We start from the raw sequence: 13076 nt of genomic DNA, 5'->3' as shown, positions 1-13076 counted from the left end.
AGCGGGCCCCGGAGGGCCTACTCGCACTCCCCGATGAAATCGAGGTAGCAGACGGCCTCGTGGGTCACGGCGGGCTCGTAGTCGTCGTTCGACACCTCGCGGGTCGCGGTCTCCGCGGTCTTCGTCAGATGCCCGAACGACCCGAGCGACGAGACGTACATGCCCTCCTGATCGAGGCCGCGCATCCGGTCGATCTCGGTGCGGTGCTGCGTGCAGAGCAGAGTCGCCGCACCCGTCAGCTCGACATCCGCGCAGGCGCCGGCGTACTGGGCCTCCATGAGGCCGATGCAGTCGGTCCAGTCCTGGTTGACCGTGCACGGGCTCACGCCGTCGTCCGCGACGTTGTACAGGCCCGTCTCGTACTCCTCGGTGTGGAACGTCTCGGGCTTCTCGGCGACATCGGTCTTGGTCCAGTGGCGCGCGGTCGTGAACGCGATCACGACGACGATGATCGCGGCGATCACGAGGGCGCCCACGATCGAGAGGGTGACCCACAGGCCGGTGCGCTTCTTCTTGGCGGGGGCTTCCCCTCCCGGCGTTCCGTACGGTGTGGTCGCTGAGTACGGATCCCCGGGCCCGCCGTAGGGCGCGCCCGTCGGGCCGTCGTGCGGCGCGGTCGCGGCGAACGCGGCCGGCGCGGCGAACGCAGCGGGCGCGGCTCCGTATACGGCGGTCGGGGCATCGGATGCCGGGGCCTGTTCGACGGGCGGCGACGGCTCCGCGGGCGGAGCGGCGGGCGGGGGAGCCGCGGCGAAGCCGCCGACCGGTGCGCCGGTATACCCGTCAGGCGCAGAAGAAGGTGCGGGCGCGGCCTCGGATGCAGGTGCAGGCGCGGGTGCCGCGGCCTCGGGCGCCGGGGGAGCGGGCTGACTGATCGACTGCCAGTAGCCGTACCAGCTCTGGCTGGCCTGGGGATCGGCGACGACCTGCTGGGCCTCGGCATCCGAGAGCTGGATGCCCAACGACTGGCGCGCCTGCGCATTCAGGAGGTACGAACGGAATTCATCGAGTGACAGGCCCATGCTGGCGATGATGGCAGAAACCCGCAGCGCGCGACAATCCGGTTGGGTATTCCTCCCCATGCCCGCCGCACCTAGCAGAGCGCACGCGAACGTGACCAGCCCCTTCTCGGATCGGGTGCCGGCGGGCAGAGTGCTCGCATGGCAGCTCTCGTGCGCGTGATCCCCGGTGAAGACCTCGGCTTCCGAAGGATCCGATCGGGATCCGGCTTCCGATACGTCGACAAGGCCGGTGACGCCGTACAGGATGCCGATCGGGAGCGCATCCACGACCTGGTCATCCCGCCGGCGTGGACGCACGTCTGGATCGCCGCGGACCCGCTCGCCCACATCCAGGCCGTCGGCGTCGACGGCGCGGGGCGCAAGCAGTACCTGTACCACCCGCTCTGGCGGGTCAAACGGGACCGCCACAAGTTCGGCCGCGCGCTGGCCCTCGCCGAAGCCCTTCCGCATGCGCGGGGGCGGGTCACCCGAGCATTGCAGCACGAGACCCTCTCCCGCGAGAAGGTGCTGGCCACCGCATTCCGGTTGCTCGATGACGGAGCCCTCCGGATCGGGTCGGAGCGCTACCTCGTGCGCCACGGCAGCCGCGGCCTGACGACGCTGCGCCGCCGTGACGTGCACGTCGAGGGGAACGTCGTGTCGCTCTCGTTCCCGGCGAAGAGCGGGCAGACCGCGGCGATCGAGATCACCGACGACGTGCTCGCGGCCGTGCTCGACGATCTGGCCGCTGGCCCGGACCGGGCGCCGCTCCTCGCGTATCGGCGGGGACGGCGGCGCGTGAAGATCACGCCCGCCGAGGTGAACCGCTACCTCAAGGACGTCACGGGCGACGCGTTCACGGCGAAGGACTTCCGCACCCTCCACGGCACGATCCTCGCGGCCGACGCCCTCGCGCGCATCGGCCCGCTCGACTCCCGTCGGGATCGCGAGCGCGCCGAGCGCCTCGCCGTACAGGCCACGGCCTCCGCGCTCGGCAATACGGTCGCGGTCGCCCGGGGCAGTTACATCGATCCCCGCGTCTTCAAGCTTTACTCCCGCGGGAAGACGCTCGACCTCTCGGTCGCCCCGGAGACCGCGATCCGCCGTCTTCTGGGCGACACGAGGCGGCGTCGCTGATCAGCTCTCGCGAGGGTAGGTGTAGAAGCCCTCACCCGTGGCCACGCCGAGCTTGCCCTGGTCGATGTAGCGCTCCTTGATGAGGTCGGCGAATGCCTGCTGCTTCGCGTCGCCCATCCGCGAGATGTTGTAGGCGGTCGTGAGTCCGACGATGTCGTAGATCTCGAAGGGGCCGGCGGGTGCTCCGGTGCCGATGCGCCATGTGGCGTCGATCGCCTCCGGCTCCGCGATGCCGTCGACGAGCAGCTCGCCCGCAGCCTGGAGGAAGGGCACGAGGAGGGAGTTGAGGAGGTAACCCGCCTTCTCCTTCTTGATCTCGATCGGCACCATGCCGATGCGGCGTGCGAACTCGACGACCTCGGCATACACCGCCGGGTCGGTGGAGGGAGTGCCCATCACCTCTGCCGTGTTGTGCGACCAGATCTCGTTGGCGAAGTGCAGGGCGAGGAAGCGGTCGGGGCGCCCCGTCGAATCGGCGAGCGCGCTCGGGAGAAGGGTCGACGAGTTGGTCGCGAAGACGGTCGACGACGGTGCGGCCTCCGCCATGCGCCGGTAGATGCCCTGCTTGAGCTCGAGGTTCTCGGGAACGGCCTCGATCACGAGGTCGGCTGCGGCGACGGCGTCTTCCAGATCGGTGGTCAGACGGATCCGCGGGATGGCCGCGTCCGCGCCGCCGTCGGCTGCGCCCTCCACCGAATCCGCGACGTACCGCGCGGCCAGTCCGCGGAATCGCTCGCCGGCCCGCTCGAGGGCCGCATCGTCGATGTCGTAAGCGGTGACGTCGAATCCATGGAACGCGGTCTGGAACGCGATCTGCGATCCGAGGACGCCGGTGCCCAGGACGGTGATGTTCTTCATTTCTCTTCCTTCTTCTGCGGCCTCGTGGGCCGATTTCGGGGGCGACGCGTCCGGGTCAGGACGCGTCGGCGGTGCGGTCGAACCTTTCGAGATCGTGCGCGAAGCGGGCGACCTCGTCGTCGGACCACGGAACGAGGTGCGCCTCCACGATCCGCTGGAGCGACGTCAGCGCACGGTGGAAGGCATCTGCGCCGTCCTCCGTGAGCTCGAGCGGGCGTCCGCGTCCGGTGTCGTTCGGCGTCTCGCGGACGAGTCCGAGACGGATCAGCGCTGCGAGCTGGCGTGAGACCGTCGATCGGTTGAGGCGGAACATGCGCGCGATATCGGTGGAACGGATGCCGGGCTGCTCGGCGATCGCCATCATGATCGACTGCTCGGTCATCGAGAGGGGAGTCTCCTCGTCGCGCGCGTCGGCGAGGCCGCGGCGGGTGATCGCGACGAGAGAGCGGAGCACGCTCATGCTGTGGTCCTGACGATCCATGTGCATCTCAGCCTCCTGTTGCCTAATGCAACGCTACGCCGATGTGTTGCATTCCGCAACATAATCACGGGATGGCCCGCACCCCGACGGTTCGGATGGGAGGATGGAGGGATGGAAACCGCCAACCTCACCCGTGACGAGACCGCGGCGCGATCCGCCGCGATCACCGCGCACCGGATCCGTGTCGAGCTCGATCTCGCGGGCGCTCCCGAGCGCGCGCGGACGGGCTTCCACTCCCGGACCACGCTCGAGTTCGACGCCACGGCGACCGAGACCTGGCTCGACTTCATCGGGGAGTCGGTCGAGCGCGTCGTGGTCAACGGCGACGAGGTCGAGGTCGAGTACGACGGCGCCCGCATCTCTCTCCGCGGTCTCGCGGCCACGAACACGGTCGTCGTCGATGCCGTCGGTGCCTACAGCCGTTCGGGCGAAGGTCTGCACCGGTTCCACGATCCCGCCGATGGCGAGACCTACCTGTACACGCAGTACGAACCGGCGGACTCGCGCCGGGTCATGGCCTGCTTCGAGCAGCCCGACATCAAGGCGTCGTACACCTTCGTCGTCGATGCGCCGGCCGGCTGGGAGGTCCTCTCCAACCAGGCCGCCGTGCGCACCGAGGCGGGCGTCGGCATCCAGCGCGTCGAGTTCGCTCCGACGTTGCCGATCTCGAGCTACATCACCTCGGTCGCTGCGGGGCCCTACACCCGCGTCGACGGGGAGTGGCAGGGCGGCGACCAGCGCATCGCGCTCGGGGTGTTCGCCCGTCGATCGCTCGCCCAGTACCTGGAGGCGGAGGAGATCCTCGAGGTCACCCGTCAGGGTCTGGACTTCTTCGCGGAGGCGTTCGCCTATCCGTATCCCTGGGGCAAGTACGACCAGATCTTCGTGCCCGAGTACAACCTCGGGGCGATGGAGAACCCGGGGCTGGTCACATTCACCGAGGCGTACCTCTCCCGCGGCGCGGCGACCGATGCCCAGCGCGCGGCACGAGCGAACACGATCCTCCACGAGATGGCGCACATGTGGTTCGGCGACCTCGTGACGATGCGCTGGTGGGACGACCTCTGGCTCAAGGAGTCCTTCGCTGACTACATGGGTGCCCACGCCTCGGCCGCCGTGACCCGGTACACCGATGCCTGGGTGACGTTCGCGGCCCGGCGCAAGGCCTGGGCCTACCAGCAGGATCAGCTGCCGACCACGCATCCGATCGTCGCCGACATCACCGATCTCGAGGCCGCCAAGCTCAACTTCGACGGCATCACGTATGCGAAGGGCGCGTCGGTCCTCAAGCAGCTCGTCGCCTTCGTGGGCGAGGACGCGTTCTTCGAAGGAGCCCGCCGCTACTTCGCCGCCCACGCGTTCGGCAATACGACGCTCGACGACCTGCTCGTGCAGCTGAGCGCCGTCTCGGGTCGAGACATGGGCGAATGGTCCCGGGCGTGGCTGGAGACGACGGGCATGTCGACGCTGTGGCTGGAGGAGACGGACGATGCGGATGCCGCAACCCGTGTGCTCGTGCAGACCGACCCGCGTCCGCACCGCCTGCGCATCGGTCTGTACGCCCGCGAGGGGGAGCGGCTCGTGCGTCGCGAGCAGATCGCCGTCGACATCAGCGAGGAGCGCACGTCGATCGTCGTCCCCGAGGCGGATCTCGTGCTGCTGAACGACGACGACCTGACCTATGCGAAAGCGCGTCTGGATGAGCGCTCACTCACCGCCGTCGAGGAGTCGCTGTCGGCGATCGATGACCCGCTCGCGCGTGCACTCGTCTGGTCGTCGCTGTGGAACGCCACCCGCGACGGCGATCTCGATCCCCGGCGGTATCTCGGCATCGTGCGCGCGCACGCACCGCTCGAATCCAACAGCGGGCTCCTCACCGGTGTCCTCGCGAACGCCGCGTTCGCGATCCGCCACTTCGTCGCGGACGCGCATCGCGACGCGGAGCAGCGGTCGTGGCTCGCGGCGTCGCTCGTCGCCGTGTGGGACGCGGATGCCGGCAGCGATGCACAGCTGTCGTGGGCGCGCGCCTTCGCCGGGGCATCCGCGTACGACGACCACCATGCCGAGCAGGTGCGGGAACTGCTGGGCGGGCACGTGCCCGACGGTCTCGTCGTCGACCCCGACCTCCGTTGGCAGTTGTTGACCGCGTTGGCGACCACCGGGCACGCCGATGCCGCGGAGATCGCCGCCGAGCTCGAGCGCGATGACACCGGAAGCGGCCGGACAGCCGCGCGTCGCGCGCTGGCCTCCCGTCCGGAAGCCGACGTGCGTGCTGCGGCCTGGGAGGCGGCCTGGAACGACCTCTCGCTCAGCAACGACCACCTCGATGCAGAGATCGGGGGGTTCCGTGCCGGCGGACGCCGTGATCTCATCGCGGGCTTCGACGCGGAGTACTTCCGCCGCATCGGCGACGCGTGGCGGAGCCGCAGCATCGAACTCGCGCGGCGCCTCGTGCTCGGGCTGTTCCCCTCGTCGGACACCACTGACGCGGCCGACGCCTGGTTGGCCGAGAACGCGGAGGCGCCCGCTGCGCTGCGCCGACTCGTGCTCGAGCAGCGCGATCACCTCGCCCGCGAGATCCGCGTGCGGGCGGCGCAGAGCTAGGGCGTCCGCGGTTCGAGGGCCATCCCCATCACCGTGCGCACGATCCACGGATGCGCGCGGTCGTCGTCGATGTGGGTCATCCCCAGGTTCTCGGCGACGCCGCGCGAGGCGCGGTTCTCGGGATGGATGATCGCCGTCAGCACGATCGGTGCGTAGCGCTGTCGTGCGAGTTCGAGGCACGCGTGCGCGGCCTCGGTGGCGAAGCCCCGTCGTTGCATCTCCCGTCGCACGTGGTACCCGACCTCGAGCACACGCTCGTCGTTCACCGATTGCCAGGTGAGTCCGCAGTCTCCGACGAACTCGCCCTCGTGGGTCTCGATGATCCACAGGCCGTGGCCGTCCTCGGCATAGCGAGTGCGCATCCGTGCGATCCAGTCGGCGCTCTCCGCCCGCGTCTTCGGCGCCGGGTAGTAGGCCATGACCTCGGGGTCGCCGAGCATCGCCGCGACGCGGTCGAGGTCGTCATCGCCCATCTCCCGGAACCGCAGGCGTTCGGTCGGGTGGGGGAGGAGGCTGAGTGTCGACATCAGATGTCGAGCGACTCGCCGGGCTCGAGCACGAAGAACTCGCCGCCGCCCTGCTGCGTCGCCCACTCCAGACGCTGGCGGTGCATGGTCTTTCCCGCCACCGAGAGCGTCATGTCGTGCGTGCCGAAGGCCCGGCGGGGCTTCACCGCGAGAACGTAGTCGATCGCCTCGCCGATCTTCAGCCACGGGGCACCGAGGGGTGCCGCGAGAGTGCCGACCTCGACGCCCTCCGGCACGGCGTAGGAGTCGCCGGGGTAATACAGCTCGTCGTTCACGAGCACGCCGACGTTCTCGATGACGGGGATCGACGAGTGGATGATCTCGTGCGTTCCGCCGAAGAAGCGCAGAGTGAATCCACCGACCGTGCGCGTCTCGCCGGGGGAGACGACGGTGATCTCGTAGCCCTCGGCCGCGCGGGCGACACCCGCCGGTCCGAAGATCGGAACGCCCGGCGCCATCCGCAGGATGCGGTCGAGATGCTCCGGCGTCCAATGATCGGGGTGTTCGTGGGTGAGCACGACGGCGACGACGTCGCCGAGGTCGTCGAGCGGAGTCGTGAAGGAACCCGGATCGATGAGCAGGGTCTCACCGTTCTGATCGATGCGGAGGCTGGCATGTTCGAACTTGGTCACGCGCATGCGTCGAGTCAACTCCCTCTCCGTGCGCCGTGCAAACCCTTGACTTTCTGCGCGCCACGCCCGGGCGACGTGATGCCGGGGCCTCGATTTGGCGTCGTGAGAAATGCCGTGGCATACTTGAACGGTTGTCGCGCGACGGAAACGAAACGCAGACGGCCCCATCGTATAGCGGCCTAGTACGCCGCCCTCTCACGGCGGTAACGCGGGTTCGAATCCCGCTGGGGTCACACAACAAGAGAAGGCCCCCGGTTCTCCGGGGGCCTTCTTCGTGCGTCGACGTCCGGTCTCAGGTCGCGCGCTTCGCGCCGGTCAGCCACAGCGCGACCGCCGTCGTCACCAGAGCCGCCGCGGCGAGCGGGAAGTCGAGCCCGTACATGGTGATGCCGATCACCGGGGAGACGAACACGAGCACCGCGACGGTCGTCGCTGCCGGGGAGGGGAAGCGCGCGGGTGTCTGCCGCGGAGCCTTCTCGAAGCGCACGAGCCACAGCGATGCCAGCCACACGGCGCCGAGGACGATCGCGAAGAACACCGGCCGCGTCCACCACCATGCGGCGCTTCCGGGGGTGGGCATCGGCAGGGGCAGCAGCAGCTCGATCCCGATGAGCACGAGGATCACCGGGAAGTGCCAGAGGTAGATCGTCATCAGGCGGGAACCGATCAGGAAGACCGCGCCCTGCGCCGGTCGCGTGCGCATGAGAGCCGTCAGCGGCTGGCGCAGGAGCGTCAGCCCCGCAGCCTGCACGATCGCCAGTAGCGCCATCGGCGCGGTCGGAGGCCACTGGTTCGTGAGCATGCTCGCGGGATATCCCGCGATCGCGACGAGCGCCCAGAGAGCGCCGTAGCCGGCCACGAAGATCGTCGCGAGCTGCCACCGACTGCGCCGTGCGAACCAGCCGTCGTACAGGAAGAAGCCCACCTGCTGCGCGAACAGCCAGATGAAGACGATGTTCGGGATGCCGAAGATCTCCTGGCCGAAGCCGTACCCCGTCGGCGGCACGCGATCGATGCCCATCAGCTCGCCGAGAACCAAGAACCGGAAGGCGTCGACCGCGAAGCCGGCGAGCAGCAGCACGACGAGTACGCGCGCGCCGAACCGCTCGTGCAGACGCATCATGAACGGCGCGCACGCCTGAGCGATCAGATACGCGGCGAGGAACCACAGCGGTGAGCCGACGCCGATCGCGATCGAGTCCACGAAAGCGGGATCGAGGTCGATCAGCCGTGTGCCGCCCAGGGCGACCGTGAAGAACACGAAGACCGGGAGTGCGGGGCGGGCGAGCCGGGCGAGCCGCACGCGCACGAAACCGTCGGCCGTCTCTCCTCGGGCGGTCGCGGAGCGCCATCCCGCGCGCGCCGCGTATCCGCCGACGACGAAGAACAGCGGCATGATGTTGACGATCCACGTGCCGGCGACGAACCAGGACTGCAGCTCGACGGTCTTCTCGATCACCAGAGATCCGTCCGAGCCTCGGCCGACGCCGGTGAACAGGATGTGCACGAAGACCACGAGGAGCACGCACGCCACGCGTGCGAGGTCGAGCGTGAGGTCTCGTCCGGCGGGGACGGTGCGGGTCGTCGTGTCGGCGGCGGCGCGGGTCATGCCGAAGACTCTAGCGCCGCGAGGCCGTCGCCCAGGTGCCCGTGCCGTCACCTGTGCAGAAAGCGCCGAAGGGGCACCCGCAGAGTATGCGGGCGCCCCTTCGGGTGCGAGCGTCGGTCAGGCCTCGACGTCGGATGCCGCGGCCGTCGCAGCGTCTCGACGCATCCGGCGGGCCCGACGGATGAGCCAGATCGCGAGCACCACCACGCCGGCGATCGCGGCCCAGGGGAGGAGGAAGCCGACGGCGATCACGAGAGCGTTGAGCGAGACGATGAGCCCGTTCCATCCTGCCCACAGCCCGTCACCGAACCCCGCGGGATCGGCCGTCGTCGTCGTGGCGGTCCGGGTCAGCTGGACCTGGAGGCTGGACATCGCGACCTGGTCGTCGAGCGCGGCGAGCTGCTGCTCGTAGGACTCGAGCTGCGCCTGGCGGTCGGTCAGCGCGACCTCGGCCTCGATGAGCTCCGAGACGGATCCCGTCTGCGCCATGAGTTCGGTGAGCCGCTGGACCGAGGCCTTCGTCGCGTCGACACGCGCCCGGAGATCCACGGCGACGTCGGTGACGTCCTGGCGGGAGATCGACGACGACAGCACCTCCCCGCATTCGTCGAGCTCGGCGATGACCGCGGCCAGGTCGGCGGACGGTACGCGGATGCTGATCCACCCGTACCCCGAATCCGCCGGAGCGGGCTCCGACGTGCCGTCGACGGCCAGGGCCTTGCCGACCTCGGTGCTCTCGACGTACCCGCCGTGCTCCTCGGCCAGCGCGCTGATGGCGTCCGCGGCATCTGCGATGTCCTTCACCTCGAGCGTGGCGTTCGCGTTCGCGATGATCTCGCGGTCGGCCGTGGCGACGTCTCCGCTCGCGATCGAGCTCGATTCCGCCGCGCTGTCGAGGCTCGCACTGCGATCGCCGGAGACACCCTGCTCGGGCATCGCGACACCCGGGACGGGCGCATCGACGGCGGGGGAACTGAAGCCATCGGCCGTGCTCGAGGCGCCGCCGGAACCGACGACGCCGAGGATCGGGGGCGTCACCAGCACGCCGACCGCGAAGGCCGCGGCGACGCCGACACCGGTCAGCCAGCGACGGCGGCGCGCTCCGGCACGCGCAGGAGCCACCTGCGGGGCCGGGCCGGGAGCGCGCTCCTCGGCGATCTGGGCGAACACGGCGGTCTCGATGCGCGTGACCGCCTCATCCGACAGCTCGGGCAGCTCTTCCGGGGTGGTCTGGTCGTTCATGCGTCTCTCACTTCCTGGACGGCGCCCCGCAACTGGGTGCGCACTCGGGAGAGACGGTTCCGAACGACGGCGTGACTCACACCCAGCTCCTCCGCGGCCGCCTGATAGGCGTACCCCTCGGTGGCGCAGAGGCGGAAGATCTCGCGATCGATCTCGCTGAGGTTTCCCACCTCATCGGCGATCCGAGCCGCGAGCGCCGCCGTGATGACCTGCTCCTCGACGTTCACCGTGTCGGGGAGGGAGTCATCGAGCGCGTCGGAGGTGTGCGCCTGATCCCGCCGCCGTTGCCGCAGACGATTCGCCGCCTGGAAGCGGCAGATCGTCGCGAGCCACGGCAGGATCGACTCGCCCTGGAGGTCGAGTGCGGGGAGCTTGCGCCAGGCGACCAGGAAAGTCTCCTGGGCGATGTCCTCGGCATCCGCGGGGGAGGCGAGGATGCCGTAGGCGATCCAGTACACGGGTCGGACATGTGCGCGGTACAGCTCGCGGAAGGCGCTCTCGTCACCCGACGCGGCCTGCGCCGCCCATCTCTGATCACTCGTCTGCGTAGGCATCCTGATTCCGTTCGGTGTCTCTCACCCGGAGAGTGTCGAGGGATGCCCCATCGTCTCAGAATCTTCGGAGCGCCGATATCGTCGGCGCTCCGATAGCATTGCGTCTGCGAGGGGGAGTATCCCGGATCCGCGCGTAACGTCATCACGAGCACCAAGGCCGCTGCTCCGGGCGCGCGACGCACCGTGTGCGGGGGAGAGACTCTCGATCCTTCTAGACCCTTCGCGAAAGCTGTCGTTCCCCGTGGAAATCCCTCTCTGGTTCGAGATCACCTCGATGATCGTCCTCACGGTCATCCTCATCGGCGACCTCCTGCTCATCCGGCTCCGGCCGCACATCCCCTCCACGAAGGAGTCGACCCTGTGGGTCGTCTTCTACGTCGGACTCGCCCTGCTGTTCGCCCTCCTCCTGGGTAACGTCGGCGGGTGGCAGAACGCCGGCGACTTCATCACCGGGTGGGCGCTGGAGTACAGCCTCTCGGTCGACAACCTCTTCGTCTTCGTGCTGATCATGGCCCAGTTCGCCGTGCCGCGGCGTCTGCAGCAGCAGGTGCTCATGGTGGGCATAATCATCGCGCTGCTCCTGCGCGGTGCCTTCATCCTCGTCGGCGTCACGATCATCGAGAACTTCTCCCCGATCTTCTACATCTTCGGCGCCTTCCTCGTGTGGACGGCGATCCGCCAGGCGATGCCCGAGGGCGACCACGACGGCGAGGTGCAGCGCGAGAACTTCATCGTGCGCCTGCTGCGCCGCCGGATCGACATCAGCGAGACGTACGACGGATCCAAGATCCGCACGACCGTCGACGGCAAGCGCATGTGGACCCCGATGATCATCGTGTTCATCACGATCGGAGTGACCGACCTGATCTTCGCGATCGATTCGATCCCCGCGATCTTCGAGATCACGACGAACGGGTTCCTCGTGTTCTCGGCGAACATCTTCGCTCTCATGGGCCTGCGTCAGCTGTACTTCCTGCTCGGTGACCTGCTCGACCGCCTGCGTTACCTCCATTACGGCATCGCGGTGATCCTCGGGTTCATCGGCATCAAGCTGATCCTGCACGCGCTGCACGTCAACGAGCTGCCGTTCATCAACGGCGGTGAGCACGTGGAATGGGTGCCCGACATCGACAACATGGTCTCGCTCGGAGTCATCCTGGTCTCGATGACCGTGGCGACCATCGCGAGCCTGATCGCGGCTTCGCGGGAGAAGCGGGCGCAGAAGGTGGCACCGCCCGCGGAGTGATCCCGGAGAGACGCGACTCGGGCGCGGATCACTCCGCCGACCAGAGGATCTCCGCGTCGAGGGTGGCGTCGATCGTCTGACGGAGCAGTGCCCCGACCGATTCCGACTGCAGAAGCGAATAGCGGTCGTACTCGCCGAGCGGGGCGATCGCTGCGAGCTGCCAGGACGCGGCGAGGGGATCGTCGGAGAGCTCGGTGTTCGGATCCCAGCGCGCCTCAGGTGCGCGGGCGAGCACGCGCCGCACGATCGACTCGCCCTCGGCGAGCAGGGGAGTCAATCCGTCGTGCCACTCCAGAGTGGGGAGCGGGGTCAGAGCGGCTCGTGGATGCGGGTCGTCATCGAGCCACTGCTCGACCAGGAACCGTTCCGTGCCGACGGCGAGCGCATGCAGCACCTCGGTGTCGGCGGACACGCTGACGAGCCGCGCCAGGGTTCCGACGCGACTGCGCTGATCGCCACCGCCCGCCTCGGCGCCGCGCTCGATCAGCACGACGCCGAACTCCGGATCCTCTTCGTCCAGGAGCCGCCCGATCATGGTGAGGTATCGGGTCTCGAACACACGGAGCGGGAGCGGGGTGTACGGGAACAGCACCGAACCGAGGGGGAACATCGGCATCGGGCTCATGGGATCAGTCAACACCCCGCGCCGCGCGGAGGCCAGCGACGTACAGTGAAGAGATGCGCAGACCGCTCCCCGTCACTCCCGCGCCCGGCCAGGAATCGGTGTGGGACTACCCGCGACCGCCTCGAGTGGAAGCGGTGGCGGCACGCGTGACGATCCGGCTCGGTGGCGAACTGATCGCGGACACCCACCGGGCGATGAGAGTGCTCGAGACGAGCCACCCGCCGGTCTACTACCTCCCGATCGCCGACTTCGCACCGGGTGCGCTCACCGACGCGGCCGGTTCGTCGTTCTGCGAGTTCAAGGGTGCAGCGCGCTATCTCGATGTCCACGGCGGAGGTGTCGTGCGCGCGGGCGCCGCATGGAACTACCCGGCTCCGACGCGGGGTTTCGAAGCGCTCGAGGATCGCGTCGCCGTGTACGCCGGGCCCATGGACGAGTGCACGGTCGGCGGAGAGATCGTCGTCCCGCAGCCCGGTGGTTTCTACGGCGGCTGGGTCACGTCGGCCGTGGTGGGTCCGTTCAAGGGGATCCCGGGCTCGATGGGCTGGTAGTTCCCGCCC

At 68.8% G+C, this 13076-nt stretch carries 13 protein-coding genes and 1 tRNA gene; 5 read left to right on the top strand and 9 right to left on the bottom strand.

Translation table 11 applies throughout. From position 1 onward, the window contains the following. Positions 1-17 precede the first annotated feature (17 nt). Positions 18-1022: a hypothetical protein gene (locus ACI2JZ_RS03310; RefSeq protein WP_404596501.1), complete on the bottom strand. Its 1005-nt coding sequence runs from the start codon at positions 1020-1022 to the stop codon at positions 18-20. A 138-nt stretch (positions 1023-1160) separates the two neighbouring features. Between ACI2JZ_RS03310 and ACI2JZ_RS03305 the strand changes: the two genes are divergently transcribed. After that, positions 1161-2138, top strand: a complete 978-nt coding sequence (locus ACI2JZ_RS03305; protein WP_404596500.1) for a DNA topoisomerase IB — start codon at positions 1161-1163, stop codon at positions 2136-2138. Here ACI2JZ_RS03305 and ACI2JZ_RS03300 read toward each other — a convergent pair whose 3' ends face one another. Together ACI2JZ_RS03300 and ACI2JZ_RS03295 are read right to left on the bottom strand one after the other, a co-directional pair. Next, complete coding sequence (locus ACI2JZ_RS03300) at positions 2139-2996, bottom strand: 3-hydroxyacyl-CoA dehydrogenase (RefSeq protein ID WP_404596499.1); 858 nt, start codon at positions 2994-2996, stop codon at positions 2139-2141. It lies immediately after the preceding gene. A gap of 55 nt (positions 2997-3051) precedes the next feature. After that, positions 3052-3477 (bottom strand): MarR family winged helix-turn-helix transcriptional regulator, encoded by a 426-nt coding sequence (locus ACI2JZ_RS03295; RefSeq protein WP_404596498.1) that lies wholly within the window; start codon positions 3475-3477, stop codon positions 3052-3054. Positions 3478-3588: 111 nt separating this feature from the next. Between ACI2JZ_RS03295 and pepN the strand changes: the two genes are divergently transcribed. Then, complete coding sequence (pepN, locus tag ACI2JZ_RS03290; RefSeq protein WP_404596497.1) at positions 3589-6081, top strand: aminopeptidase N; 2493 nt, start codon at positions 3589-3591, stop codon at positions 6079-6081. On the opposite strand, the gene ACI2JZ_RS03285 is transcribed toward pepN, so the two are convergent. Both ACI2JZ_RS03285 and ACI2JZ_RS03280 read right to left on the bottom strand, forming a co-directional pair. Next, positions 6078-6608: a GNAT family N-acetyltransferase gene (locus ACI2JZ_RS03285; RefSeq protein ID WP_404596496.1), complete on the bottom strand. Its 531-nt coding sequence runs from the start codon at positions 6606-6608 to the stop codon at positions 6078-6080. The genes pepN and ACI2JZ_RS03285 overlap by 4 nt on opposite strands. Continuing rightward, positions 6608-7246, bottom strand: a complete 639-nt coding sequence (locus ACI2JZ_RS03280) for an MBL fold metallo-hydrolase (RefSeq protein ID WP_247622645.1) — start codon at positions 7244-7246, stop codon at positions 6608-6610. The genes ACI2JZ_RS03285 and ACI2JZ_RS03280 overlap by 1 nt, the downstream gene beginning before the upstream one ends. A 154-nt stretch (positions 7247-7400) precedes the next feature. On the opposite strand from ACI2JZ_RS03280, the gene ACI2JZ_RS03275 reads away from it, so the two are divergent. Continuing rightward, positions 7401-7473 (top strand) — tRNA-Glu (locus tag ACI2JZ_RS03275). A 59-nt stretch (positions 7474-7532) separates the two neighbouring features. On the opposite strand, the gene ACI2JZ_RS03270 is transcribed toward ACI2JZ_RS03275, so the two are convergent. From ACI2JZ_RS03270 to ACI2JZ_RS03260, 3 genes are all read right to left on the bottom strand, one after another. Then, positions 7533-8849 carry an acyltransferase family protein gene (locus ACI2JZ_RS03270; protein WP_404596495.1) on the bottom strand — a complete coding sequence of 439 codons (1317 nt, stop codon included), beginning with the start codon at positions 8847-8849 and terminating at the stop codon, positions 7533-7535. Positions 8850-8966: 117 nt separating this feature from the next. Further along, positions 8967-10091, bottom strand: coding sequence for a DUF4349 domain-containing protein (locus tag ACI2JZ_RS03265; protein ID WP_404596494.1), 1125 nt, complete (start codon positions 10089-10091; stop codon positions 8967-8969). Continuing rightward, a complete protein-coding gene (locus ACI2JZ_RS03260) occupies positions 10088-10645 on the bottom strand; it encodes an RNA polymerase sigma factor (RefSeq protein WP_247622642.1) in 558 nt (185 codons plus the stop codon). Before ACI2JZ_RS03260 ends, ACI2JZ_RS03265 begins: the two co-directional genes overlap by 4 nt. 241 nt (positions 10646-10886) lie before the next feature. On the opposite strand from ACI2JZ_RS03260, the gene ACI2JZ_RS03255 reads away from it, so the two are divergent. After that, the gene (locus ACI2JZ_RS03255) at positions 10887-11891 is read left to right on the top strand and encodes a TerC/Alx family metal homeostasis membrane protein (RefSeq protein WP_247622641.1); all 1005 of its coding nucleotides are present in this window, start codon (positions 10887-10889) and stop codon (positions 11889-11891) included. A 28-nt stretch (positions 11892-11919) separates the two neighbouring features. On the opposite strand, the gene ACI2JZ_RS03250 is transcribed toward ACI2JZ_RS03255, so the two are convergent. Then, positions 11920-12516 carry an LON peptidase substrate-binding domain-containing protein gene (locus ACI2JZ_RS03250; RefSeq protein ID WP_404596493.1) on the bottom strand — a complete coding sequence of 199 codons (597 nt, stop codon included), beginning with the start codon at positions 12514-12516 and terminating at the stop codon, positions 11920-11922. 53 nt (positions 12517-12569) lie between these two features. Here ACI2JZ_RS03250 and ACI2JZ_RS03245 point away from each other — a divergent pair, with 53 nt between their 5' ends. Beyond that, positions 12570-13067: a DUF427 domain-containing protein gene (locus ACI2JZ_RS03245; RefSeq protein ID WP_336640470.1), complete on the top strand. Its 498-nt coding sequence runs from the start codon at positions 12570-12572 to the stop codon at positions 13065-13067. The last annotated feature ends 9 nt before the right edge of the window (positions 13068-13076 follow it).

This window comes from Microbacterium sp. NPDC087868, assembly GCF_044900755.1.
GTDB classification, from domain to species: domain Bacteria; phylum Actinomycetota; class Actinomycetes; order Actinomycetales; family Microbacteriaceae; genus Microbacterium; species Microbacterium galbinum.
The sequence above is the reverse complement of the archived record's forward strand: the minus strand, read 5'-3'. Positions and strand labels throughout refer to the sequence as shown.

Bases quoted from the DNA above. Each gene is read 5' to 3' on its own strand.
- ACI2JZ_RS03310 (WP_404596501.1), bottom strand. From the start codon at position 1,022: ATGGGCCTGTCACTCGATGAATTCCGTTCGTACCTCCTGAATGCGCAG.
- ACI2JZ_RS03305 (WP_404596500.1), top strand. From the start codon at position 1,161: ATGGCAGCTCTCGTGCGCGTGATCCCCGGTGAAGACCTCGGCTTCCGA.
- ACI2JZ_RS03300 (WP_404596499.1), bottom strand. From the start codon at position 2,996: ATGAAGAACATCACCGTCCTGGGCACCGGCGTCCTCGGATCGCAGATC.
- ACI2JZ_RS03295 (WP_404596498.1), bottom strand. From the start codon at position 3,477: ATGGATCGTCAGGACCACAGCATGAGCGTGCTCCGCTCTCTCGTCGCG.
- pepN (WP_404596497.1), top strand. From the start codon at position 3,589: ATGGAAACCGCCAACCTCACCCGTGACGAGACCGCGGCGCGATCCGCC.
- ACI2JZ_RS03285 (WP_404596496.1), bottom strand. From the start codon at position 6,608: ATGTCGACACTCAGCCTCCTCCCCCACCCGACCGAACGCCTGCGGTTC.
- ACI2JZ_RS03280 (WP_247622645.1), bottom strand. From the start codon at position 7,246: ATGCGCGTGACCAAGTTCGAACATGCCAGCCTCCGCATCGATCAGAAC.
- ACI2JZ_RS03270 (WP_404596495.1), bottom strand. From the start codon at position 8,849: ATGACCCGCGCCGCCGCCGACACGACGACCCGCACCGTCCCCGCCGGA.
- ACI2JZ_RS03265 (WP_404596494.1), bottom strand. From the start codon at position 10,091: ATGAACGACCAGACCACCCCGGAAGAGCTGCCCGAGCTGTCGGATGAG.
- ACI2JZ_RS03260 (WP_247622642.1), bottom strand. From the start codon at position 10,645: ATGCCTACGCAGACGAGTGATCAGAGATGGGCGGCGCAGGCCGCGTCG.
- ACI2JZ_RS03250 (WP_404596493.1), bottom strand. From the start codon at position 12,516: ATGAGCCCGATGCCGATGTTCCCCCTCGGTTCGGTGCTGTTCCCGTAC.
- ACI2JZ_RS03245 (WP_336640470.1), top strand. From the start codon at position 12,570: ATGCGCAGACCGCTCCCCGTCACTCCCGCGCCCGGCCAGGAATCGGTG.